23 protein-coding genes, 1 other RNA gene and 1 riboswitch are annotated in these 23,054 nt (G+C 65.5%); of the genes, 10 read left to right on the top strand and 14 right to left on the bottom strand.

What is annotated here, in order from left to right; genetic code table 11:
• Positions 1–19: 19 nt before the first annotated feature.
• Positions 20–814 carry a TOBE domain-containing protein gene (locus tag KHO41_RS17450; RefSeq protein WP_211954527.1) on the top strand — a complete coding sequence of 265 codons (795 nt, stop codon included), beginning with the start codon at positions 20–22 and terminating at the stop codon, positions 812–814.
• 40 nt (positions 815–854) lie between these two features.
• Complete coding sequence (locus KHO41_RS17445) at positions 855–1,394, top strand: class IV adenylate cyclase (protein ID WP_211954526.1); 540 nt, start codon at positions 855–857, stop codon at positions 1,392–1,394.
• Here KHO41_RS17445 and KHO41_RS17440 read toward each other — a convergent pair.
• The 5 genes from KHO41_RS17440 to KHO41_RS17420 all read right to left on the bottom strand — a co-directional run bounded on the left by KHO41_RS17440 (position 1,364) and on the right by KHO41_RS17420 (position 5,044).
• The gene (locus KHO41_RS17440; RefSeq protein ID WP_211954525.1) at positions 1,364–2,086 is read right to left on the bottom strand and encodes an ATP-binding cassette domain-containing protein; all 723 of its coding nucleotides are present in this window, start codon (positions 2,084–2,086) and stop codon (positions 1,364–1,366) included. The two genes, KHO41_RS17445 and KHO41_RS17440, sit on opposite strands and share 31 nt — an antisense overlap.
• Before the next feature lie 8 nt (positions 2,087–2,094).
• Complete coding sequence (gene modB / locus KHO41_RS17435; protein WP_211954524.1) at positions 2,095–2,811, bottom strand: molybdate ABC transporter permease subunit; 717 nt, start codon at positions 2,809–2,811, stop codon at positions 2,095–2,097.
• Between the two features lie 18 nt (positions 2,812–2,829).
• Positions 2,830–3,627: a molybdate ABC transporter substrate-binding protein gene (modA, locus tag KHO41_RS17430; protein WP_244873874.1), complete on the bottom strand. Its 798-nt coding sequence runs from the start codon at positions 3,625–3,627 to the stop codon at positions 2,830–2,832.
• 217 nt (positions 3,628–3,844) lie between these two features.
• Positions 3,845–4,039 carry a DUF1059 domain-containing protein gene (locus tag KHO41_RS17425; protein ID WP_011296823.1) on the bottom strand — a complete coding sequence of 65 codons (195 nt, stop codon included), beginning with the start codon at positions 4,037–4,039 and terminating at the stop codon, positions 3,845–3,847.
• 63 nt (positions 4,040–4,102) lie between these two features.
• Positions 4,103–5,044, bottom strand: coding sequence for a 2-hydroxyacid dehydrogenase (locus KHO41_RS17420; RefSeq protein ID WP_211954523.1), 942 nt, complete (start codon positions 5,042–5,044; stop codon positions 4,103–4,105).
• A 160-nt stretch (positions 5,045–5,204) separates the two neighbouring features.
• Here KHO41_RS17420 and KHO41_RS17415 point away from each other — a divergent pair, with 160 nt between their 5' ends.
• Entirely contained in the window at positions 5,205–5,756 is a 552-nt protein-coding gene (locus KHO41_RS17415; protein ID WP_211954577.1) for a nucleoside 2-deoxyribosyltransferase, read from the top strand.
• A gap of 898 nt (positions 5,757–6,654) precedes the next feature.
• Here KHO41_RS17415 and ilvD read toward each other — a convergent pair.
• On the bottom strand, positions 6,655–8,328 hold the full coding sequence (gene ilvD, locus KHO41_RS17410) for a dihydroxy-acid dehydratase (RefSeq protein WP_211954522.1): 1,674 nt from the start codon (positions 8,326–8,328) through the stop codon (positions 6,655–6,657).
• A gap of 131 nt (positions 8,329–8,459) precedes the next feature.
• Between ilvD and KHO41_RS17405 the strand changes: the two genes are divergently transcribed.
• Positions 8,460–9,416 (top strand): LysR family transcriptional regulator, encoded by a 957-nt coding sequence (locus tag KHO41_RS17405; protein ID WP_211954521.1) that lies wholly within the window; start codon positions 8,460–8,462, stop codon positions 9,414–9,416.
• A gap of 17 nt (positions 9,417–9,433) precedes the next feature.
• A complete protein-coding gene (gene lgt, locus KHO41_RS17400; RefSeq protein ID WP_211954520.1) occupies positions 9,434–10,264 on the top strand; it encodes a prolipoprotein diacylglyceryl transferase in 831 nt (276 codons plus the stop codon).
• Between the two features lie 18 nt (positions 10,265–10,282).
• On the opposite strand, the gene KHO41_RS17395 is transcribed toward lgt, so the two are convergent.
• Positions 10,283–11,326 (bottom strand): M48 family metallopeptidase, encoded by a 1,044-nt coding sequence (locus tag KHO41_RS17395; protein ID WP_211954519.1) that lies wholly within the window; start codon positions 11,324–11,326, stop codon positions 10,283–10,285.
• Between the two features lie 50 nt (positions 11,327–11,376).
• Positions 11,377–12,477 (bottom strand): YjgN family protein, encoded by a 1,101-nt coding sequence (locus KHO41_RS17390; protein WP_244873876.1) that lies wholly within the window; start codon positions 12,475–12,477, stop codon positions 11,377–11,379.
• A gap of 758 nt (positions 12,478–13,235) precedes the next feature.
• Between KHO41_RS17390 and KHO41_RS17385 the strand changes: the two genes are divergently transcribed.
• The 5 genes from KHO41_RS17385 (at position 13,236) to KHO41_RS17365 (ending at position 18,992) form a co-directional block, all read left to right on the top strand.
• A complete protein-coding gene (locus tag KHO41_RS17385) occupies positions 13,236–13,970 on the top strand; it encodes a GntR family transcriptional regulator (RefSeq protein ID WP_211954518.1) in 735 nt (244 codons plus the stop codon).
• Entirely contained in the window at positions 13,967–15,409 is a 1,443-nt protein-coding gene (locus tag KHO41_RS17380) for a malonyl-CoA decarboxylase domain-containing protein (protein ID WP_211954517.1), read from the top strand. The genes KHO41_RS17385 and KHO41_RS17380 overlap by 4 nt, the downstream gene beginning before the upstream one ends.
• 138 nt (positions 15,410–15,547) lie before the next feature.
• Positions 15,548–16,552, top strand: coding sequence for a Bug family tripartite tricarboxylate transporter substrate binding protein (locus KHO41_RS17375; protein WP_211954516.1), 1,005 nt, complete (start codon positions 15,548–15,550; stop codon positions 16,550–16,552).
• A 3-nt stretch (positions 16,553–16,555) separates the two neighbouring features.
• Positions 16,556–17,338 carry an enoyl-CoA hydratase/isomerase family protein gene (locus KHO41_RS17370; protein WP_211954515.1) on the top strand — a complete coding sequence of 261 codons (783 nt, stop codon included), beginning with the start codon at positions 16,556–16,558 and terminating at the stop codon, positions 17,336–17,338.
• 100 nt (positions 17,339–17,438) lie between these two features.
• Entirely contained in the window at positions 17,439–18,992 is a 1,554-nt protein-coding gene (locus KHO41_RS17365; protein WP_211954514.1) for a malonate--CoA ligase, read from the top strand.
• 112 nt (positions 18,993–19,104) lie between these two features.
• On the opposite strand, the gene KHO41_RS17360 is transcribed toward KHO41_RS17365, so the two are convergent.
• The 6 genes from KHO41_RS17360 to KHO41_RS17335 all read right to left on the bottom strand — a co-directional run bounded on the left by KHO41_RS17360 (position 19,105) and on the right by KHO41_RS17335 (position 22,572).
• Positions 19,105–19,809, bottom strand: a complete 705-nt coding sequence (locus KHO41_RS17360; protein WP_211954513.1) for an SIMPL domain-containing protein — start codon at positions 19,807–19,809, stop codon at positions 19,105–19,107.
• Positions 19,810–19,915: 106 nt separating this feature from the next.
• On the bottom strand, positions 19,916–20,728 hold the full coding sequence (locus KHO41_RS17355) for a sulfite exporter TauE/SafE family protein (RefSeq protein ID WP_211954512.1): 813 nt from the start codon (positions 20,726–20,728) through the stop codon (positions 19,916–19,918).
• 94 nt (positions 20,729–20,822) lie between these two features.
• Entirely contained in the window at positions 20,823–21,326 is a 504-nt protein-coding gene (locus KHO41_RS17350; protein WP_211954511.1) for an EVE domain-containing protein, read from the bottom strand.
• Between the two features lie 101 nt (positions 21,327–21,427).
• A non-coding RNA gene (ssrS, locus tag KHO41_RS17345) (6S RNA) lies at positions 21,428–21,645 on the bottom strand.
• Between the two features lie 253 nt (positions 21,646–21,898).
• On the bottom strand, positions 21,899–22,240 hold the full coding sequence (locus tag KHO41_RS17340) for a cell division protein ZapA (RefSeq protein ID WP_211954510.1): 342 nt from the start codon (positions 22,238–22,240) through the stop codon (positions 21,899–21,901).
• Positions 22,237–22,572 carry a hypothetical protein gene (locus tag KHO41_RS17335; RefSeq protein ID WP_211954509.1) on the bottom strand — a complete coding sequence of 112 codons (336 nt, stop codon included), beginning with the start codon at positions 22,570–22,572 and terminating at the stop codon, positions 22,237–22,239. Before KHO41_RS17335 ends, KHO41_RS17340 begins: the two co-directional genes overlap by 4 nt.
• A gap of 219 nt (positions 22,573–22,791) precedes the next feature.
• Positions 22,792–23,043: riboswitch (cobalamin riboswitch) on the top strand.
• The last annotated feature ends 11 nt before the right edge of the window (positions 23,044–23,054 follow it).

The following is a 23,054-nucleotide window of genomic DNA, read 5'->3' as shown; positions in this document are numbered from 1 at the left end:
AGGCGGCGCCATTCACGCCATGCTTGAACTCCAGGGGGCCATCTGGTTCCGCGCCGGCTCGCAGGACTGGGGCGGCAAGGACCGCATCGCGCTGCTGGCCGCCATTGGCGAGCAGGGCTCGATCACGGCCGCCGCGCGCGCCGTGGGCATCAGCTACAAGGCCGCGTGGGATGCCATCGACGCCATGAACAACAGCGCGGGCGAACCGCTCGTGGTACGCGCCGCCGGCGGCAAGGGCGGCGGCGGCACGCGCCTGACCGAGCGCGCCGAGCAGTTAATCCGTACCTATCGCGCGCTCGAAGAAGAACACCGGCGCTTCGTCGCACACCTCGGCCGGCTCGGCGATGCGGCGGCCGAAGACCTTAACGTAATGAGGCGTTTCATGATCCGTACCAGTGCGCGCAACAAGCTCTTCGGCAAGGTAGAAAGCGTCCGCGGTGGCGCCGTCAATGACGAGGTGGTGCTGGCCTTGCCGGGCGGGCAGACCATCGTGTCGACGATCACGCACGAGAGTGTCGAGACGCTGGAGTTGCAGCCCGGCGTGGAGGCGTTCGCGCTGGTGAAGGCATCCTCGGTCCTGATCGGCCTGCCTGACCCGGGCCTGCGCCTGTCCGCGCGCAACCAGCTTCCCGGCGTGGTGTCGCGGGTCGTGCCGGGCGCGGTCAATGCGGAGATCGTGCTGGACCTTGACGGCGGCGGCAGCGTCGCGGCCATCGTCACCAATGAAAGCGTGCAGACGCTGGCGCTCGCACCGGGCGTGCGCGCGCTGGCGATCTTCAAGGCATCGGCCGTGATCCTCGGGGTGGTCGGGTAGGCCGCCTGCGCATTCGTCATTTCATTACGGCAGATAGCCCATGGCAAGAAACGTAGAAATCAAGGCACGCCTGGACAGCATCGGCGCCATCGAACCACGCGTCGCCGCGCTGGCGGACAGCGGTCCCGAGCGAATCGAGCAGGACGACACCTTCTTCCCGTGCGCCAACGGCCGGCTCAAGCTGCGGGCGTTCGGCCCCGATCGCGGCCAGCTGATCTTCTATGCGCGCTCCGATCAGGCCGGTCCCAAGGAAAGCTTCTACATCCTGTCGCCGACGGCATCGCCCGATACGTTGCGAGCGGCACTGACGGCTGCACAAGGCGAAGCAGGGCGCGTGCGTAAAGTGCGCACGCTGTACCTGGTGGGCCGCACGCGCGTGCACCTGGACCGTGTGGAAGGGCTGGGGGATTTCCTCGAGCTCGAAGTCGTGCTGGCCGACGACGAAAGCGTCGCGGCCGGCGTGGCCGAGGCGCATGGCCTGCTGGAACGGCTCGGGGTAGAAACGGGCGCCCTGATCGAGGGCGCCTATGTGGACCTGCTGCGTGCGGTTCAGACCACCCCGGCTCGCAGCGGGGCGTAGACGGGCGGGTGCTGTCGCGTGTTGCCGCTGCCGTAGATCCTGCCTTCGCGGATTTCCAGCACGTGTTCGCCGAGTGCTTCCACATCGGCCGGATCGTGCGAGATCACGAGCATCGGCACGTCCAGACTGGCTTGCAGCGCGCGCAATTCTTCGCGCATGCGGACGCGCAGGGCCGGATCCAGCGCGGAGAACGGTTCGTCGAGCAGCACGATATCGGGCTGCGCGACCAGCGCGCGCGCCAGTGCCACGCGCTGCTTCTGCCCGCCGGATATTTCGGCCGGATAGTTCCCGACGATCTCGCGCAGGCCGAAGGCTTCGATCCACCGCTGCGCTTCCGGAAGCGAGGCGCCGCGGCGCGGATTGCGCCAGCCCTTCGCGAGACCGAACGCGATATTCTGGCCCACGGTCAGGTGCGGGAACAGCGCGTATTCCTGGAACAGGTAGGCCACGCGGCGTTCCTGCGGACGCACGTTGATGCCGGCCTCGGCATCGAACAAGGTTCGGCCGTTGAGCACGATGCGGCCTGCGTCGGGCATCAGCAGCCCGGCGATGGCGCGCAGCGTCAGGCTCTTGCCCGCGCCGGACGGGCCGAACAGCGCAATGCGCCGGCTGTCCGAATCAAAGGCGATGTCGAGCGCGAACTGGCGGTCGGACGAGACCATGCGCTTGCGGATGCTGACTTGCATGCCCATGGCGTGCCTCACTGGACCGGGCGCGCGCGCCGCAGGCGCCCGCGCTCGTAGATTTCCGCCGGGTTGCGCGCGGTGGCGGGCACCAGCCGTCCGGCCACCACCAGCAGCACGATGCACGTGACCGAGGTCACCAGCACGAGCAGGTTGGCGGTGTTGTCGTCGCCGGCCTGCACGGCTTCGTAGATCGCGACGGATAGCGTCTGCGTGCGTCCGGGCAGGTTGCCGGCGATCATCAGCGTGGCGCCGAACTCGCCAAGCGCGCGTGCAAACGCGAGCAGCACACCGGCCACGATGCCGCGTGCGGCCAGCGGCAGCGTCACGCGGAAGAAGATGCCGGCTTCCGGCACGCCCAGCACGCGCGCAGCGTTCTCGAGCTGGTGGTCCACACCTTCAAACGCGGCGCGGGCCGATTTCAGCACCAGCGGAAACGCGACGATGGTCGAGGCCAGCACCGCGCCCTGCCATGTGAACACCAGTTCGATGCCGAGCTTGCCGAGCCATTCGCCGAACACGCCGCGCCGGCCCACCAGCACCAGCAGGTAGTAGCCGAGCACCGTCGGCGGCAGCACCAGCGGCAGTGTCAGCACGGCATCGACGACATCACGTGCCGGCGAACGCCAGCGCGCCAGTGCGTAGGCGGCCGCCACGCCGAGCACGGCGTTGAGCGCGGTAGCCCAACCTGCGACCTTCAGCGACAGCAGCAGCGGTACCCAGACAGCGTCCATGGCTTGCGGCGACTCCGGTCAGGGCTTCTGGAAGCCGTAGCGCGCCAGGATGGCCTGGCCTTCGGCCGACATCACATAGCTGACGAAGGCCGTCGCCTGCGCGTTCTGTTTGGTGACGCTGGTCACGGCGATGGGGTAGGTCACCGGCGTGCGGCTCGGCACGCGCACGGCCACCTTCACCTTGTCAGGCATGACCGCCGCATCGGTGGCGAACACGAAGCCGGCCTCGACCTCGCCGCGCGCGACGTAATCCAGGCTCTGGCGCACGTTCTGCGCGAGCACGCCCTTGGCGGAGACGGCGTCCCACAGTCCGGCGGCTTCGAGCGCGCCCTTGGTGTAGCGGCCGACCGGCACCGAGGCCGGGTTGCCGAAGGCGATGCGCTTCACCTCGGGTTTGGTCAGGTCCTGCAGCGAGGCGAGGTTGAGCTTGCTGTCTTGCGGCACGATCATCACGATCTGGTTCGCGGCAAAGTCGCGGCGCGTCGCCGGGACCACGACCTTCTCGGCCTCGGCCTTGTTCATCGCTTCCTGGTCGGCCGAGGCGAACACGTCGGCCGGCGCGCCCTTGACGATCTGCTGCATCAGCACGTCCGATGCGCCGAAGTTCAGCACCACTTTGGTATCCGGATGCGCTTTCTCGAACGACTCGGCCAGCGTCTTGAACGCATTGGTCAGGCTCGCCGCCGCCGAAACCACCAGGTCGGCGCCAAAGGCGGGCGGCGCGGCCAGCGCCAGGGTGGCCAGCGCGGCGCTGGCGAAATGAACGGCACGGCGCCGGAAAGCCGAGCCCGCGCGGTCGGTGCGGAAGGTGTGCATGGAAAGATTCCTGGAGTCGCGCGCGTGCGCGCATGGCCTGAGGTGTACTGTCAGGCGCAATATAAGGCTGTATATAGCGAGGCGTCAATGTTGCGCCATCACGGCCGGCATGGGTATGGGCAAAGGCACAAGGCGGGTATCACGGGCGGCGAATGCCGCACAGGCGGGAATGGCGGGGCAGGGAGCTGGCGCGCCGGAGCCGGCGCGCCAGCCGGGTTCAGGCTGGCGGAGCGCCGTCCTTGAACATGGTCTTCAACTGCGCGCGCAGCTCAGGGGTGTCCTGATGCTGGTGCACCGCTACGGCATGCTGGACCGCGGCTTCGAGCAGTTCGTCTTCGCTGTCGGCGCTAAGCGCGACCGTACAGTTTGTGTCGCTCGGGTAGTCGCGGCAATCGACATACTTGCGTCCCATATCGCCTCCTGACGCCGGCCTGGTAACCGGCGTTTTCCAGTATAGGGCGCACGCTCGCGTCGGTTACAGGACCGGGGTCAGCACCTTGCCGGTGGCCAGGAACGCTTCCAGATTCTCAAGCGTAAGGGCAGTCATGGCAGCGCGCGTTTCATGCGTGCCGCTGGCCATGTGCGGTGCCAGCACGACATTGTCGAGCGTCAGCAGCGCGGGCGGGACATTGGGTTCGTCGCGGAACACGTCGAGTCCCGCGCCGCCGAGCCGGCCTTCGACGAGCGCCTCGACCATTGCCGCCTCGTCGATCACGCTGCCGCGCGACACGTTGACCAGAATGCCCTTAGGCCCCAGCGCCTCGATGATCTCGCGCGAGACCAGTCCGGCGGTTTCCGGGCCACCGACAACGGCCACCACGAGGAAGTCGGCCCATGCCGCCAGCGCTTTCAGGTCGCCTTCGAAGCGCCACGGCGCACCGTCGCGCGGACGGCGGTTGTGATACGCGATCTCCATGTCGAAGCCGCTGGCCCGGCGCGCCACGATCTCGCCGATACGGCCCAGGCCCAGGATGCCGAGCTTCTTGCCCGAGACACGCGTGGTCAGCGGAAAGCCGCCTTGCGGCCAGCGTTGCGCACGCACGAAGCGGTCGCCATGCGCAATGCCGCGTGCGGCGTCGATCAGCAGCCCGAAGGCCAGGTCGGCCACGCAGTCGTTAAGCACATCGGGCGTATTGCTGACCTGGATGCCGCGCGCGCGTGCCGCATCCAGTGCGATGGAGTCATAGCCCACGCCGAAACTGACAATGGCCTCGAGCTTCGGCAGCGCACCGATCAGTGCCGCGGTGCAGCCATGGCGCGCGGACGTCACCACGACGCGCACCTCGCCGCCATGCTCGCGCGCCCACGCCAGCGGATCAGCCTGCTGCCACAGCGCGGCCGCGCCGAAGCGTTCCTGCAGGGTCGAATTGGTCTGCGGCGCGAGCGGGCCGACCTGGAGGATCTGGATAGCGGACATGGAAGCGGACGGAAATCGGGAGGATGAATGGGGCAGCGCGGGCTGGGCGCTCGAGCCGGCAATAGTAGCGCAGCCCCCACGATCTTGCCGGCCGCTGCCGTGCGCGCTGCGTTATGCTGACAATCGTGCCGATCCATCGCCGCGCATACGCGCCCATGTCATGAAGACCCTCTACCTGGCCGGTTTTGATGTGTTCCGCGAAGATGCCCTCGACTGGGGCAGGCAGCTCAAGGCGCTGTGCGCCGAGTTCGGCTTCGAAGGGCTGTATCCGCTCGACAAGCAGGTGCCGGTGGGCCTGCAAGGGCCCGACGCCGCGCGATGGATCTACGACGCCAACATTGCGCTGCTGCGCCGTGCCGATATGGTCATGGCCAATCTTGATGACTTTCGCGGGCCGGGTGAACCGGATTCCGGCACGGTGTTTGAAGTCGGGTTTGCCGTGGCGCTGCAGAAGCCGGTATGGGGTTATTTTGCTGACGCCGGGACGTTGCTTGAACGGGTGGGGGTGGGTGTGGACGACGAGGGTCGCGCGCGCGATGAAAAGGGTTTTCTCGTCGAAGATTTCGGCTTACCGAAGAATCTGATGCTTGCGTGTCCGGTCAGGCTGGTGCGCGGTGGGCCGCTGGAATGCCTGCAGGCGATGGTTGATGGTGAGCGGCGGCGCGCCGTGCGACGGGAGCGTGAGGCGGGGTTTTGGGATGGGGATGATTAAGGTGTTTGAGGGGGGCGTGCTTGGCAGGCGTCGCTGTTTCGCCTGCGTAGCCCAAGGGGCTTCTCGTTGGGGGTGGGTTATCGCTCTTGGCAGGCGCTGCTGTTTCGCCGGCGTAGCCGGCGAGTCACTTTTGTCCGAGCGACAAAAGTAACCAAAAACGCGTTTTGGTTGCCCCAAAGGGGCGAATTTTTATCGTAGTGTGCCAGGGGTGTTGTACGGGTATAGGCTTCAGAGTTCTTCACGCTGCCTGCCGCGTGGGGCACGACCGTGGTCAGAATTACAGCGCTGATTGAACGAGCCCTGCAAGCGTCTGTGGACCCTGCTGCTAGCGGCATCGTGTGATCGCCTTCGGCTGCGCTCCGCGCAGAGCTCTAGTCTGGGCACGCAGGCCCAGGGCGAACCACGCCTCGGTGACGATGCCTGCCAATGCATGTGCGGAGTAGAGAGAGGGGCGAGAAGAATGCAGACCTCGGGCGCCAGCGAGGTTGATCAGCTTGCGCCCAGGCTACGACGCGCGCGCAGCGCAGCCGAAGGCGTCCCACCACTGATCTGGTTGAAACGCTGTACCCGAGTCCGTCTTGGGGATCGTCCAAAAGCCGTGCCGCGTCAGGCACAGGTTCTGACTCACATGGCGTAGCAGGGTCGAACCACTGATCACCATCGCAGGCGTCCAAAGCCGTTTGAACCACTGTCGCCGTGGAATTGATGGCCAGCGGCAACGACGCGCTTTTCTGCCTACTCTTTTGTCGCTCGGACAAAAGAGTAGGTCGCCGGCTACGCCGGCGAAACAGCGGCGCCCGCCAAGAGCGATAACCCCCCTTTAACCAGAAGCCCGCCGGCGACGCCGTCGAAACAGCGGCGCCTGCCATGAACGATAACGTAACCCCATCCCAATCCCTCAGTCCGTCACCGCCCCCTTACTAGCCGTCGACGCCAGCCGAGCAAATTTGGCCAATACCCCCCTCGTATAACGCGCCGCCGGCTGCTTCCACTCAGCCCGGCGGCGAGCCAACTCTTCATCCGACACATTCACCTGCAACACCAGCTTGTGCGCATCGATCGTGATCGAATCTCCTTCCCGCACGAGCGCAATAGTGCCGCCGACATAAGCTTCCGGCGCGACGTGCCCGACAACCATCCCCCAGGTACCCCCAGAGAACCGGCCATCGGTAATGAAGCCAACTGACTCGCCCAACCCCTTGCCGATGATGGCCGACGTAGGCGCCAGCATCTCCGGCATCCCGGGCCCGCCCTTGGGCCCAAGGTAGCGCAGCACCAGCACATCCCCCGCATTGATCTTGTCGGCCAGGATCGCCTCCATGGCGCTCTGCTCATCCTCGAACACCCGCGCCGGGCCGGTGATGACCGGATTCTTGAGGCCGGTGATCTTGGCCACCGCGCCTTCTTCGGCCAAATTGCCCTTCAGGATCGCCAGATGCCCCTCCGCATAGAGGGCCTTCTCGATCGGCATGATCACATCCTGATCGGCCCGCGGCTGGTCTGGCACGTGCTCCAACTCTTCAGCCAGCGTGCGGCCCGTGATGGTCAGGCAATCGCCATGCAGCAGCCCGGCCTTCAGCAGGATCTTCATGACCTGCGGAATGCCGCCCGCCTTGTGCAGGTCGGTGGCCACGTACTGGCCCGACGGCTTCAGGTTGCAGAGCACCGGCACCTTGCGGCGGATGCGCTCGAAATCGTCGATGGTCCATTCGACTTCGGCCGAGTGGGCGATGGCCAGGTAGTGCAGCACCGCGTTGGTCGAGCCGCCGGTGGCCATGATCAGCGCGACGGCGTTTTCGATCGACTTGCGCGTGATGATGTCGCGCGGCTTGATGTCCTTCTTGACCGCCTCGACCAGCACGCGCGCCGATTCGGCCGCGCTGTCGACCTTTTCCTGGTCAGGGTTGGCCATCGTCGACGAATACAGCAGCGACATGCCAAGCGCCTCGAACGACGAGCTCATCGTATTGGCGGTGTACATGCCGCCGCACGATCCGGTCGACGGACAGGCGTTCTTTTCCACGCCCTCGAAGTCTTCTTCGCTCATGCGGCCGGCGGTGAATTCGCCCACGGCTTCGAACGACGACACGATGGTGAGGTCCTTGCCTTTCCAGTTGCCCGGCTTGATCGTGCCGCCATAGACGTAGATGCCAGGCACATTGGTGCGCGCCAGCGCGATCATGCCGCCCGGCATGTTCTTGTCGCAGCCGCCGATCACGACCACGCCGTCCATCCACTGGCCCTGCGCAGCGGTCTCGATGCAGTCGGCGATGACCTCGCGCGAGATCAGCGAGTATTTCATGCCCTCGGTGCCCATCGACATGCCGTCGGAAATCGTCGGTGTGCCGAATACCTGAGGATTGGCGCCCGAGGCCCTCACGGCGTCGATCGCCGCGTCGGCCAGGCGCTGCAGGCCCGCGTTGCACGGCGTGATGGTCGAGTGGCCGTTGGCAATGCCGACCATGGGCTTGTCGAAGTCTTCCTTCTGGTAGCCGAGCGCGTAGTACATCGAGCGGTTCGGGGAACGCGCCACACCTTGCGTGATGTTACGGGAGCGTTTGTTGAATGCCATGGTCGTGTCTCCGGGGGATGTTCTTCGGCTGAGAGCTCGTGGTGTTGTGCGCAAAGAATGCGACTTGCGTTTTGGAGTGTCAAATATATTATTTGACCTTTATTGAGTCGAAAAACATATCAGGAGCGATTTTGGACCTGCGCCAGTTGCGGTATTTCGTCACAGTGGCGGAAGAGCTGCATTTCGGCCGGGCGGCCGCGCGGCTGGCCATGACGCAGCCGCCGCTTTCCCAGCAGATCCAGTCGCTGGAGGAGGAAATCGGCGTGCAGCTGTTCGTGCGCACGCGCCGTTCGGTGATGATGACTCCGGCCGGCCAGCAGTGGCTGCCGGAAGTCCGACGCGTGCTCGCGGACGCGGCGGCGTTGCCGGGGCTTGCGCAGCGGCTGGCGCGCGGGGAGATCGGCTCGCTCGCGCTGGCCTTTGTCAGCACGGCCGACTACGGCATCCTGCCGGACCTGCTGCGGCGGTTCCGCGCGCAGCATCCGGAGGTCCAGCTGCAGTTGCGCGAGGCGACCAGCGATGTCCAGCTCGAAGCGCTCAGCGACGGCAGCATCGATGCCGGGCTGGTGATCCGCCCGCAGTTGCCGGCGATGCCGCATGGCCTGTCCTACCTGCCGCTGGTGCGCGAACCGCTGGTGCTGGCCGTGCCGGACGGCTGGCGGCCCGCGCATGGCGGCATGCCGGCGGATGGCAAGGTCTCGCTGCGCGATGCCGCGCGCGAACCGCTGATCATCTTCCCGCGTCGAAGCGCGCCGGTTTTTTATGACATCATTACGGGCTACTATGCGCGCGACGGCTTGTCGCCAGTGATCGCGCAGGAAGCCATCCAGATGCAGACCATCGTGAGCCTGGTGTCTGCGGGCATGGGGGTGGCGCTGGTGCCGGCCTCGCTCTGCAACCTTCGCCGCACCGGCGTGTCGTACCTCGCGTTGCGCGAGGCAGGGCCGCAGATCGAGACCGGACTGCTCTGGCGCGAAGGCGCTGCCGGCGTCGCGCCGGCACTGCGTTCACTGATTGACATCGCGAGCGGGCTGTCCTCCGCGGAATCTGCGCAACCTGCAGTCTCCGCGGCGGCCGGGCCTTTTTAACTTCCACCCACCTCACCATGCTGATTCATCCCCAATTCGATCCGGTCGCCATCCATATCGGCCCGCTTGCCATCCGCTGGTACGGGCTGATGTACCTGGCCGGGTTCATCATGTTCCTGTGGTTCGGGCGCCTGCGCATTCGCCAGCCACATATGGCGGCACGAGGCTGGGCCGCGCGCGACCTCGACGACATGCTGTTCTTCGGCGTGATGGGCGTGATACTGGGCGGCCGGCTCGGTTATGTGCTGTTCTACAAGCCGTCGTACTACCTCACGCACCCGCTCGAGATCTTCAAGGTGTGGGAGGGCGGCATGGCGTTCCATGGCGGCTTTCTCGGCGTGCTGGTTGCGATGTGGCTGTTCGCGCGGCTGCGCAAGCGCCACTGGCTCGAGGTCACCGATTTCATCGCGCCGATGATCCCGTGCGGCCTGGCAGCTGGCCGCATCGGCAACTTTATCAACGGCGAACTGTGGGGCCGTCCGACGGACCTGCCGTGGGGCATGATCTTCCCGCAGGCCGGCGACAATATTCCACGCCATCCGTCGCAGCTCTACCAGTTCGCGGGCGAGGGCGTGGCGCTGTTCATCATCCTGTGGCTGTTCGCGCGCAAGCCGCGGCCGATGGGCGCGGTGTCGGGCGTGTTCCTGATCGGCTATGGCTGCTTCCGCTTTGCCGCGGAATTCGCGCGCGAGCCGGACAGCTTCCTCGGCCTGCTGGCGATGCGCCTGTCGATGGGCCAGTGGCTGAGCCTGCCGATGATCCTGATCGGTATCGCGATGGTGGTGTGGGCCTATCGCCGGCAGGCGCGTTCCGCCGACGAGCGGCCCGTGATCGATTCGGGCGCCTGAAGGAGCGTCCGCCCCCGGTCAGGAGCCCGCGGCCCGCAGGGCCTCGATCCGTTCGCGCGTGTGCGGGTGCGTCGAGAGAAAATCGTCGAGCGGGGGTTCTTCCTCGTGGGCACGCGGCGCGGAATCCTTCTTGTCCGCGTTGCGGCCCTGGTTTTCGAGCGCGACCAGCACCTCGGCGAGCGCCGACGGCGGCAGCCGGTTGCGCTGCATGATCTCGATCGCATAGGCATCGGCCTCGCGTTCGTGCTCGCGCGAATAGCGCAGCGTCAGCATGGCGGCGGGCACGCCCGCCAGCACGGACGAAAAATCCCCGAACATATACGCTGCCAGCGCGCCGACCGCCGATGCCTGGATGACCTGCTGCAGGCCATGGCGCTGCGCGATATGCCCGGCTTCGTGCGCGAGCACGCCCAGCATGCCGGCGCCGGTGCCGGCGAGGCTCACAAGTTCGTCCGTCACAACGATGGTGCCGCCGGGCAGCGCCAGCGCATTGGCGCCCAGGCGTCCGCCGCGCCGGAACACGATCTGGTAGTCGTGGCCGGGATCCTCCGGCCGCTTCAGCGACGCGAAGCCCGTGCGGATGCGCGCCTGTTCAGCGGGCGGCACGCGCGTCGGCTCGACCAGTCCGTTGTCGAGGCTGGCCAGCGTCGCACGGCCAAGCTGCGCTTCCAGTGCGGCAGGCACGGCGCGCGCCATATGGGCAGCGCTCCACGGCAGCAGCACGTAGTAGCCGAGCACGAGCACGGCTACCAGTGCGGCTACGGCCATGCCGGCCATGCGCCAGCTGTTCTGTGCCTTGGCCACCCAGCCTTCCTGGTGTCCCGTGTCGGCCAGCAGCCGGTCGAACGCGGCATGGTCGCTGACCTGGCAGAACGCACCGTCCGCAAACGTCACGAGCCGCGGTGCGCGCCGTACCCGCTCCGATACCCGTAGCGACGACAGCGAAGCGCGCCGCAGTTCCGCGCCATCGGCATCGCGCAGCACGGCCTGGCCCGCATCCACGGCAAGCGTGGCGGCGTGCGCCCGCGACGAGCGGCCATCGAAGTAGGTCACAGGAATCATCGGCGCAATTTCATCGGTGAGTCATTTTGGTCACGGCGACGAACGCAAGCTCAGAGCGCGATGTCGATGTCGTACCAGTCCGCCGCGGCATCGCCAAGCGCGTCGACATTTTCCGACTGGCCCGCGACAAAGGCATCGAGCGGGGCGCGTGCCATCAGCGTCATGCACTCCACACGGTAGCGAGCGGACCTGACGCGCGCGAACGGCAGGAACAGCCCCAGTGTGAGCGCGACACCAACCATGTTCGTCAGGAAAATATAGAACAGGCGGCTTGCCTTCACCTCGCTGCGGAAACTGTGCGGGGCCAGCGTGGTGTGATTCCAGACGAGGTTCTGGAGCGCCGCATTGAAATACGGCCCGACGGCGAGCAGCGCCACATACATGCCGAGTGTGCCCAGCAGGCCGGCGAAGACCGCGGCGCCACGGCCGGAACCGGCGCTGACGCCGAGGGCAATGCCGCCGACTGCGGCTACCACCACGACCACGACGGCCATCGCGAACGTACGCAGGTACACGCCATAGAACGAGGCGGTATCCGCACTGAACGCAAACGGCGCGGTGCCGAAACGCGTGTGGTTGTGCTGGTAATGCTTGAGGCGCTGGTGCGCCAGCGGCGCAAGCGCGCCGAGCGTGAACACCGTGAGCAGCGGCCAGAGCACGAACACTTTGTACGCATCGCCGTCGCGGCCGGTGAACGCGAAGCGCAGCCCGCGATAACTCGAATTCGCCATGCGGAAACGCAGCGACCGCACCAGCAGCAACGGGAATACCACCATCAGCGCGATGGCGAGCAGGACTGCGAGCATCGGCGCCACCTTGCCGGCCAGCTGGAACGCCAGGGCCAGCCCGAATACGATGGCGCGTCCCTTGAGGATGGCCGCGGGCCTGCCGTGGTAGTCGAAAGTCGCGCCATCGAGGCTGGTGTTGCGATAGAAATACTGGAGCGTGCGGACCTTGGCCCAGGCGGAATAGATGCCGAAGGTGACGATGGTCAGCAGCGTATTGACGATCCAGATCCGGAAATATTCCGATCCGGTACCGGTGAAGGCGAACTGCAACGGTTGTGGCGCGGCGGTGCGGGTCGCCAGGGCCTGTCCGAAGTCAGGCGATTCAGGTTGGGCGGGGAATGCGCTGTTGTTGCCGGTTTGCATCATCTGGACTCCCGTCTTGGTCGGATGGCGGTAGCTTTACCGCGTTGTTTCATCGGTGCAACCAAATTGATCGTGCTGATTGTGCCTTACACCGCATACGGCTGCTGTTCAAACTGGCAAATTCGCCACAAATGCCAATGTCTGCAAGCGAACACGAAAATTCTCGCGTGCCGTCAGTGTGACATTGGTCGTAACAGGCGAGAAACATTCTGTTACATGGATGCCGTCTTGTAACAAGTCGCTCATTATCAACGTCAATAAAAACAATGACTTAGTTCTCGTGGCACGATACTCGCTATCTCTGCTGTTACAAGAAAGCGGACCATGCCGATGTCCGCCAGGAACGGGGCCAGGGGAGGACCTGCGGGACAGACAGGGGCGCCGGAACCACAAAAAAGGCAGACGGGAAAATCTGTGCACACGCGAGTGTGCGCCATCAGGGGGGACGCAGGGTCAGCGTCGGAAGTCAATGACCCACGCAGGACGGTGCCATCACGGCAACGACCCGCGATGACATAGTCCGCAAGCTGTTTCTTTCAGGCGCGGACGGATGCCGGCAGGGAGGCCAGCATCCGTCCGCCGCACCTCTGCCGCACACCCCTACATTCCCGCCATAACGTCCTTCGGTGCAAGCCTGCGTTGCGCGCCGCAACATCGAAATGCCTTGCCTGCGACTTCCAGTTATTCATAATTATGAATTATGGGCTTGCCGGCACAATGCGCCGGTAGCAGCCCAAACTGGCTCTTGGCAGAGGCTCATGCGGATCATCCAGCAGGCGCTGTACCTCGAAGTGGCGGACCGCTTGCGCGGCATGATCGACGCGCACACGCTCATGCCCGGCGCCTGGATCGACGAGACCACGCTCGCCACCCAGCTCGGCATTTCGCGCACACCGCTGCGCGAGGCGCTCAAGGTGCTCGCCGCCGAAGGCCTGGTCCGGCTGGAGCCCCGGCGCGGATGCTTCGTCAACGAGTTGTCCGAGCGCGATCTCGACGAGATCTTCCCGCTCATGGCCCTGCTCGAAGGCCGCTGTGCCTACGAGGCGGCACGCAATGCCACCGCGCAAGACCTCGAAGCGCTCGAAGGGCTGCACGCCGAGCTCGCGCGGCATGCCGGCGCCGGCGATATCGATGCCTACTACGAAACCAATTTCCAGATTCACGAAGCGATCCAGCGCCTGGCCGGCAACCGATGGCTGTCGGGCCTGATCAGCGACTTGCGCAAGGTGCTGCGGCTGTCGCGGCACAAGAGCCTGAAGCTGCCGGGGCGCATCAACGAATCGTGCGCGGAACACCTGAGCATTTTTTCGGCACTCAAGGCACATGATCCCGAAGGCGCGGAAGCGCTGATGAAGACCCATCTGCTGCGCCAGCGCGTAGCGCTCACGGCGCTGGATCGCAGCGCACAGGCCGAAACTGCCACGCTGCACGCGCTCCCGAATGTTTCAACGGTTTCCTCAGTTTCATCACGCACCAAGGCAGATACCCCATGAGCTCCCTCGACTCCGGCGACCAGAAGATCAGCGCCCCGCTGGGCGTGAGTGAACCATCCGGCCCCAACCTGTTGTCCAGGATCGGGCGCTGGTGGGGCCGCAAGGGCGATGCAGAAGCGGCACCAGTCCCGGCGAAGAACGCCGAGCCGGCGCCGTTGCCCGCGCGCGTGGCGCGACGCCAGCGCGAACAGTTGCGGCTGTGCCTCGATGCGCGGCTGACCGACAGCAATGCCAACGCTGCAGCGCAAGCCTGGCAGGCGGAGTACGAGTCGGCGGACGAAGTTACGCGCAGCGGGATGCTCGAGGTGCTGGCGGAAGTGGCTGGCAGCACAGGCCCGGAAGAGGGCGCGGCGGACGCCGATAAATCGGGCAAGTCGGCACGCGGGGGTTCCGGCCTGAGCCAGGCCTTGTCCAATGCGCGCATCCGTTTCTTCAAGCGGCTGGCCGCGTTGCATGGCCAGCGCGGCAATAGTGCGTGCGGGCTGCATTTCCTGATCCTTCTGCGTGCAGACATGTTGCGCTGGCAGCGGCGTATTCCGGGCCTGCGCGTGCTGGACGAGGACCTCGAAGCGCTGTTCTCGAACTGGTTCGATGTCGGCCTGCTCGAGTTGCAGCCGATCACGTGGGACTCGCCGGCGTCGCTGCTCGAGAAGCTGATCCGCTATGAAGCCGTGCACGAGATTTCATCGTGGACGGACCTGCGCAACCGGCTCGATTCCGACCGGCGCTGCTATGCGTTCTTTCATCCGCGCATCCCGCGCGAGCCGCTGATCTTCGTGGAGGTCGCGTTCGTGCCCGACATGGCCGCCAACGTGCAGACACTGCTCGACGAGGCTGCGCCGCTGGAAGACCTGCGCCGCGTGAAATGGGCCATCTTCTATTCGATCTCGAACACGCAGGCAGGGCTGCGCGGCGTCAGTTTCGGCAATTTCCTGCTCAAGCGCGTGATCGAGGAACTGCAGCGCGAGTTTCCGAAGGTCAGGCAGTTCGCGACGCTGTCGCCGATTCCGGGGTTTGCCGACTGGCTGCGCAAGCTCGATGGCGCCGGCGTGGCCGGCGCACTTGGCGAGAAGCGGCTTGCGCGCTGGAAAGAACGGCAGGGCGAAGTGCCGGCGGACGGCGCGGCGTGGCTGGAAGCGCTGCCCGCCGACTCCCACGACGCCATCGTGCGTGACACGGCGCTCTCGCTCGCCGCCCACTACCTGGTGCGCGAACGCAGCCAGGCCATGCCCGCGGACCCCGTGGCCCGCTTCCATCTGGGCAACGGCGCATGCGTCGAGCGTCTGAACTGGGGTGCAGACCTGTCGCGCAAAGGCCGCACACAATCGTGCGGCATGATGGTGAATTACCTTTACGCGCCCGAGGCACTGGATGACAATCTAGCGCGCCTTGGCGAAGGCAACCCGCGCATCAGCCGTGCAGTGGGGAAGCTGTTGTGACTCCGGTCAGGTCACGGAAAACATGCCTTGGCGCCGCCGACCCTTGACCTCAAGGGCGGCATTTTGTCGGGGCTTTCAAAGCAGAAACGCAGGATCGGGATCAACTTTCCACTTCCAGAGAAAGAGGAGACAGTAAAGATGAATCGTCGTCAGTTCAGCCTGGCCGCGTGCGCGCGCGCCACCGCCCTGGTCGCTGGCCTTGCCGCAGGCATGGCATGGCAGGCACCGTCGGCGCTTGCGGATACCTGGCCGTCCAAGCCGGTCACCGTGATCGTGCCGTTCCCCGCAGGCGGCGGCACCGATGCGTTCGCGCGTCCGCTGACCGCGCAGCTTTCCAAGCAGCTCGGCAAGCAGTTCGTGATCGACAACCGCGGCGGTGCCGGCGGCACGGTCGGCGCCAGTGTGGCGGCCAAGGCCGCGCCGGATGGCTACACGGTCTTCATCGGCGGCGCGCACCACGCGATTGCGCCGTCGTTCTACAAGAAGCTCGACTACGACATCGAGAAGGATTTCATTCCCGTCACCGTCATTGCGCAGCCGCCGCAGGTCGTGGTGGTAAACCCCACGCGCGTCCACGCCAATACGCTGCAGGAACTGCTCGACTACGCGCGCAAGAATCCGGGCAAGCTCAACTACGGCTCGGCAGGCAATGGCTCGTCGCACCACCTTGCCGGTGAGTTGTTCAAGCTGCAGACCAAGACGTTCATCACGCATATCCCGTACAAGGGCGCAGGCCCGGCGCTGTCGGACCTGATCGCCGGCCAGGTCGACATGATGTTCGACGGGCTGGGTTCATCCGCGCAACATATCCGCGCGGGCCGCATCAAGGCGCTGGCCGTGGCATCGGCCAAGCGTTCGCCCGCATTCCCGAACGTGCCGACTGCCGCCGAAGCCGGCGTACCCAACTACGAGGTCTCGACCTGGTACGCGATGTGGGTGCCGAAGGGTACGCCAAAGGACATCGTCGACCGCCTGTATACCGAGACCGAGAAGGCGCTGAACACGCCGGAACTCAAGCAGGTCTGGATCAGCAACGGGTCGGAAACGCCGCAATTCACGCAGGAGCAGTTCGCCCAGTTCCAGCGCAACGAGATCAAGCGCTGGGCCCAGGTGGTGCAGCAGTCCGGCGCCAAGATCGACTGAGCGATGAGCGGTATTGTCCTTTTCGCTGTCGATGGCACGACGGCCACCGTCACGCTATCGCATTCGGGCAAGCTCAATGCGATATCGGCGCAGATGTGGCGGGCGCTGGCCGACGGCTTCACGCGGCTGTCGGCCGATACTTCGCTGCGCTGCGTGGTGGTGCGCGGCGCTGACGGCAATTTTGCCGCCGGCGCCGACATTGCCGAGTTTCCCGTCGTGCGTGGCGACGAGGCTGCGGTACGCCGATATCACATGGAGATCATCGCTCCGGCGCTGCAGGCCATTGCCAATTGCCTGCTCCCGACCGTGGCGAAGATCGAGGGCGTGTGCGTCGGCGGCGGCCTGGAGATCGCCTGTCATTGCGACCTGCGGATCGCAGCGGATAACAGCCGCTTCGGTGTGCCGATCAACCGGCTTGGTTTCCCGATGGCGCCAGGTGAGTTGCAAGGCCTGCTGGCGCTGGCGGGGCGGGCTGTCGCACTGGAGATTCTGCTTGAAGGGCGCGTCTTCGATGCCGCCGAAGCGCGCGACAAAGGTCTGCTGACGCGCGTTGTGCCGGCTGGTGCACTGGCGGCGGAAGTCGACGCCACCGTGCGCCGCATCACCGCCGGGGCGCCGGCCGCGGCGCGCATCAACAAGGCCACGATCCGGCGGCTGTCGCCGCAGCCGCAACCGCTGTCCGCCGAAGAACTCGACGCGCACTTTGCCTATGCCGAAGGCGGCGACCATGCCGAGGGCGTGGCCGCCTTCCTTGCGCGCCGGCCGCCGCAATTCGAAGGGAACTAGCGCATTTGGTTGCCAGGTTTCCCGATTACAATCGTCCATCGCTCACACGCGCCCGGAGCCCCGAGCCTGGATTCCGGAAGCCCCTGTCTTCATCCGCACCATGAACGCCAATCTGTTCGCACTGTTCGAAACCCGCTTTCCCGCCGACCGTACCGCCTGCTGCATCGAAACGCACGACGGCCTGTACTACAGCTGGGACGACCTCGACCGCGCTACCGCCAAGCTCGCCAACCTGCTGACTGGCCTGGGCCTGCCCGAAGGCGCGCGCGTGGCCGTGCAGGTGGAAAAATCGCCCGAGGCGCTGTTCCTGTACCTGGCCACGCTGCGTGCGGGCTATGTCTACCTGCCGCTGAACACGGCATACCAGGAAGCGGAGATCGACTACTTCATCGGCAATGCCGAGCCATCGGTGGTCGTCTGCAGCAGCAAGAATTTCGCCTGGGTGTCGAAGGTGGCATTCCGCCACGGCACCAGCTATGTCTTCACGCTCGACGAAGACCGCTCGGGCTCGCTGCTGTCGCGCGCCGCGGCCCGGCCCGATACGTTTGAAACCGTGCAGCGCACGGATGACGATCTTGCGGCCATCCTCTATACGTCCGGCACAACGGGCCGCAGCAAGGGTGCGATGCTCACGCACGGCAACCTGTCGGCCAACGCGCAGACGCTGCATGAATACTGGGGCTGGCGCAGCGACGACGTGCTGCTGCACATGCTGCCGATCTTCCACGTCCATGGCCTGTTCGTCGCCTCGCACGGTGCGCTGCTGGCCGGTGCCAAGATGATCTGGACGCCCAGGCTGGACATGGCGCAGGTATTGAAATTCCTGCCACGTTCCACGGTGATGATGGGCGTGCCGACCTACTATGTGCGCATGCTGCAGGAGCCGCGTTTCGACGACGACACCTGCCGCCGCATGCGGCTGTTCGTGTCGGGCTCGGCACCGCTGCTGCTCGAAACGTTCGAAGAATTCCGCAAGCGCACGGGTCACACGATCCTCGAGCGCTACGGCATGAGCGAGACCGTGATGCTGGTTTCCAATCCGTATGACAGCGCGCTTGGCGAGCGCATTGGCGGTACGGTCGGCATGCCGCTGCCGGGCGTGTCGGTGCGCGTGGTCGATGGCGAGGGCAAGCCCAGCGCCATCGGCGAGATCGGCAATATCGAGGTCAAGGGCCCGAACGTGTTCAAGGGCTACTGGCGCATGCCCGAGAAGACGCAGGAAGAGTTCACTGCGGACGGCTGGTTCAAGACCGGCGACGTAGGTCGTTTCGGCGGCGCGATCGTGAGCCAGGCGGGCGAGCGACCGGTGCCGGACAACTACGTGACCATCGTCGGCCGCAGCAAGGACCTGATCATTTCCGGCGGCTACAACGTGTACCCGAAGGAAATCGAGAGCTTTATCGACGAGATGCCTGGCGTGGCCGAAAGCGCGGTGATCGGCGTACCGCATGCCGACTTCGGCGAGGCCGTGGTGGCTGTGGTGGTGAAGAAGCCAGGTGTCGACCTGGATGAGACCGAGCTGATCGGCACGCTCAAGGGCCGCATCGCCAACTTCAAGGTGCCCAAGCGCGTGCACGTGGTGGAAGAGCTGCCGCGTAACACGATGGGCAAGGTGCAGAAGAACGTGCTGCGGCAGCAGTTCGCCGCGTTGTAATTGCCACGGGATCTGCGAACAGAATCAGGTTGCAGACAAAGCGGAATGGTGAATGTTGTCTCCCCTCTCCCGCAAGCGGGAGAGGGGAGTAACCCTAGCCTTGTAAGACTTCTTACTTCAGCATCTGCACTGACCCATTCACCGACACGGTGACCTGCGTCTTGCCGCCCTCGACGGGCACCGGTGCAGCGGCATCGGCCATCATCGCCTTGGCTGCACCATACATGCGCGGCATCGGCGGCACCACGCCGCTTTCGTTCACATTCACTTCGCGGATCGTATAGCTGCTGTAGCCGAACAGCTTGGACGTCGCCTGTGCCTTGTCGCGGAACGAACTGACGGCCTGCTCGGTGAGCTTGCCTTCCGCCGCCAGGCGCGCTTCGCGCGACAGCGAGAACGCAATGCCCTGCACCTGCATCTGGTTCGCAAGGTCGCCGGCCAGCTTCGATACGGCGGCGAAGTCGCGCGACTGCAGGATGACTTCCGAGCGGCCGCGCCACGTGCTGATGCGGCCGTTGCGGTCGGTGCTCGGACGGATCGTGAAGCCGCCCGATTCAGCTTGCACGCCTGGCGTGCGCTTGGCCTGGTTGATCACGGCCTGCGTGCGGGTCGAAAGCTGCGACGAGATCGCGCCCGGCTCCGCGCCTTCCTGCTCTGCTGCCAGCGTCAGGTGCACGACATCGGTCGGCACTTCGGTCACGGCCTGCGCCGACAGTGCCAGCACGCCGGACGGCACCTCGGCATGGCCTGGCATGCCCTGTGCAGATGCGGCCAGCGCAGACGTGCCAAGCAGGGTGGCGGCAAGCAGTTGTTTCATCTTGTTCTCCCGGTCAAAGTGATGGGTATGAGACGCGAACTGCCTGCAATCGTTCCCGGTACGGTCTATGCCGGTGTATCGAGATATTGCAACGTCGTGTGCAGGCTCAGAAGGCACCCCAGGCCTTCCACAGCATGTAGGTCGCCAGGCAGAGCAGCAACACCGCGAAGGCTTTCCTGAGCTGGCCCACGTCCATGCGGTGCGCAGTGCGTGCGCCCAGCGGCGCCGTCAGAACGCTCGTTACGACAATCGCCAGCAGCGCCGGCAGGTAGATGTAGCCAAGCGACCCGGCCGGCAGGCCCGGCTGCTGCCAGCCGCTCCAGATGTAGCCGACCACGCTGGCGACGGCAATCGGGAAGCCCAGCGCGGCAGATGTGGCCACGGCGTTGTGGATCGGCACATTGCACCAGGTCATGAACGGCACGGAGACGAAGGCGCCGCCGGCCCCGACCAGGCTGGACAGGAAGCCGATCGCTGACCCCGCGCCCACCATGCCCGGCACGCCCGGCAGTTGCCGGCTCGGAGCCGGCTTCCGGCTGCGCAGCATCTGCAGTGCGGAGAACCCGACGAAGCAGGCGAACGCGAGCGACAGCCAGCTCGTCTTGAGTGCCGCGAACACCTTGCCGCCGCCGATCATGCCGCCGAGCAGGATCCCCGGCGCCAGCGAAAGCACGATCGGCCAGCGCACGGCGCCGCGCTTATGGTGAGCGCGCACCGATGACAGTGACGTGAAGAGGATGGTGCCCATCGACGTGGCGATGGCCATATGGACAATCGCTTCGCCGGCAAAGCCGAGACTTGTGAACAGCAGCGTGAGGAAGGGCACCATCATCATGCCGCCGCCCACGCCGAGCAGGCCGGCGCAGAAGCCGGTAAAGGCGCCCAGCGCAAGCAGGGCGGGAATCAGGGTAAGGCTCATGGAACAGAAGGGCGCTGCGTCGCTCGTTGTTGTCGTTGTGGATGCTGGCCGCCGGAGACGCGGCCGCGGCTCCGGGCATCAACCCGTCAGCCCGTTAGCCCATCAGCCGCGTGGTGATGAAACGCCATTCGGCCGGCGTGACCGGCGTGATCGACAGCCGGTTGCCGCGCCGCAGGACGACCATATCGGCCAGTTCCTCGTGCGCACGCAGTTCGGCCAGCGGGATCAGCGCGCTCTTGCGCACGTATTTCACGTCGACGAGCTGCCAGCGCGGTTCGTCCGGCTTCGACGCGGCGTCGTAGTAGTGGCTCTTCGGATCGAACTGGGTCGGGTCGGGGTAGGGCTGCGAGCAGACCTCGGCGAGTCCCGCAATGCCCGGCTCGGGGCACGACGAGTGATAGAACAGCACGCCGTCGCCGATGCGCATGACGTCGCGCATGAAGTTGCGCGCCTGGTAGTTGCGCACGCCGGTCCACGGCAATGCCCCTTCTTTCGCAAGGGTATCGATGCTGGCCTCGTCCGGTTCGGACTTCATCAGCCAGTACTGGCGGGCACGTGCGGGCGCTTTTTCTGTGCGGCTGTTCTCGGCGCGGCTCATGGCAGTCGGGGGTGCGGGCGTTGGCGACACGCGCTGCACGCGCGACGCGGCAGCGCACGGCAAGAAAAAAGGCGGTGGTCTGTTAAACCACCGCCTTTTGAGGGGTCCCCGCCTCGGCCGCTGGGTCGGCATCCTGAACCCAAGTGAGGTTCAGAGTGGCTGCGGAAGTCGTATTTCGGGTACATCACCCACTCAGGGAGTCCAAGCCAGGCCCAGACTATGAATGCTGCGACGCGCTCGCCCATACGACATGATCCCGCACCATGCGATGCATATCGGTTCAAGGAGTCTATGACCCTTGCGAACCAGGCAGGGAAACTGTCAAACGTCTGACGCTCCTAACATCCCGACGTGACCAAAAACCGGGTCCGCGGGCGGGATGTCAGACGTTTGCCGTTTCTAACTAGGATGGGATGAGAACGGCGGCCAGGCGCGATAACCCGGCCATTTTGCTGCACGTCTGTGGTGCCTCGTGCAGTCTGGCTACACTATACACCTCGTCCTCATGCATACCAAGCCCACCCGGCCACGTCGTTACACTTTGCACGACAGCGCACATGCGTGCGGCCCGTTCAGTTCGGCTGTGCCTGCGTGCCCGTGCCGACATGAGCGTATTGCCGCAGGGCTTCGTCGGCGCGCTCGTTGAGCTCGCGGATGCGCGCGCGGATGGCATCGACCGGGATCGCGCCATCGGCCTGCTGCTTGCGCTGCAGGGCCAGCAGGTCGGATGCGATGGTAATCGCCGCCATCACTGCAACGCGTTCCACACCCTTGGCCGAGGCGTTGTTGCGCAGCTTGTTCATCTGCGTGTCCACCAGCGCCACCGCGTCGAGCAGTGCGGCTTCGTTCTCCGGCGCGATCGCGAAGCGGTAGGGCTGGCCGGCGATGTTCACTTCGACTTGCTTGTTGCTCATGCGTGTTCTCCCGAGGCCTTGTGCGCGGCGCGTTCCTCGGCCGACGACCCGGTGTCCCCGGTGTCTTCACCGAGCAGGTCGAGCTGGCGCGAATCGCTCGCGGTGGGCAGCTTGTCCAGGATGGACTGGATGCGCAGTTGCGCTTCCTCGATCTTGATGTTGAGCAGTTCGCGGTCGGCGGCCATGGCTTCGCGTTCGCTGCGCAACTGCGTGGCTTCGCCTTGCAGGCGCGCGATTTCGTCGCGCAGCCGCTGGTTCTCCGCCGCCAGGGTGTCCGCGTGATGGAGCACGCGCCCGATCTTGGCGGCCAGCTGTTCGAGTTCGTTAAGCATAGGGCCTGTCATGGTGAATGGTGTCAGGTATCGCGATTCTAGCCGAAGCGTCGTCGCGCACAATGAGAGGCAAGGCGGGTGTGACTGCCATGGCGCGCGGAAGTTGCACGCTTCTGCGCCGAAAACGGCGTTTGCGGCCGATTTGCGCCCCATTTGTGCGCCGTCAAGCGCGGTCCGACCCGCACGGACTCACGCATTGACTCAGTTAGGGAAACTGCCTACACTCGCGCACGTTCCAGGTGCTCGCCATTCCGCCCACGGCAGGGTGGCAGTTCAACGGGAAACAGGGAGCCGCGGCCGACGAACAGCTCGGCCAGGCCAACCTGTGCTGCCCCCGCAACGGTAAGCGGCCGCGATGCCTGTCCACACGGCGTCGCAGGGCTGGCCAATCGCCACTGAACCACGCGTGTTCGGGAAGGCGGCCAGTCCGGAGCCGCCAGCCCGGATACCGGCCGGAACGTGGGCTGCCGCCCCTGCGCGGC

Source organism: Cupriavidus numazuensis (assembly GCF_905397435.1).
In the GTDB taxonomy this organism is placed as follows: Bacteria; Pseudomonadota; Gammaproteobacteria; order Burkholderiales; family Burkholderiaceae; genus Cupriavidus; species Cupriavidus numazuensis.
Note: the sequence above shows the minus strand (reverse complement) of the source record. Positions and strands in the feature narration are given on the sequence as shown.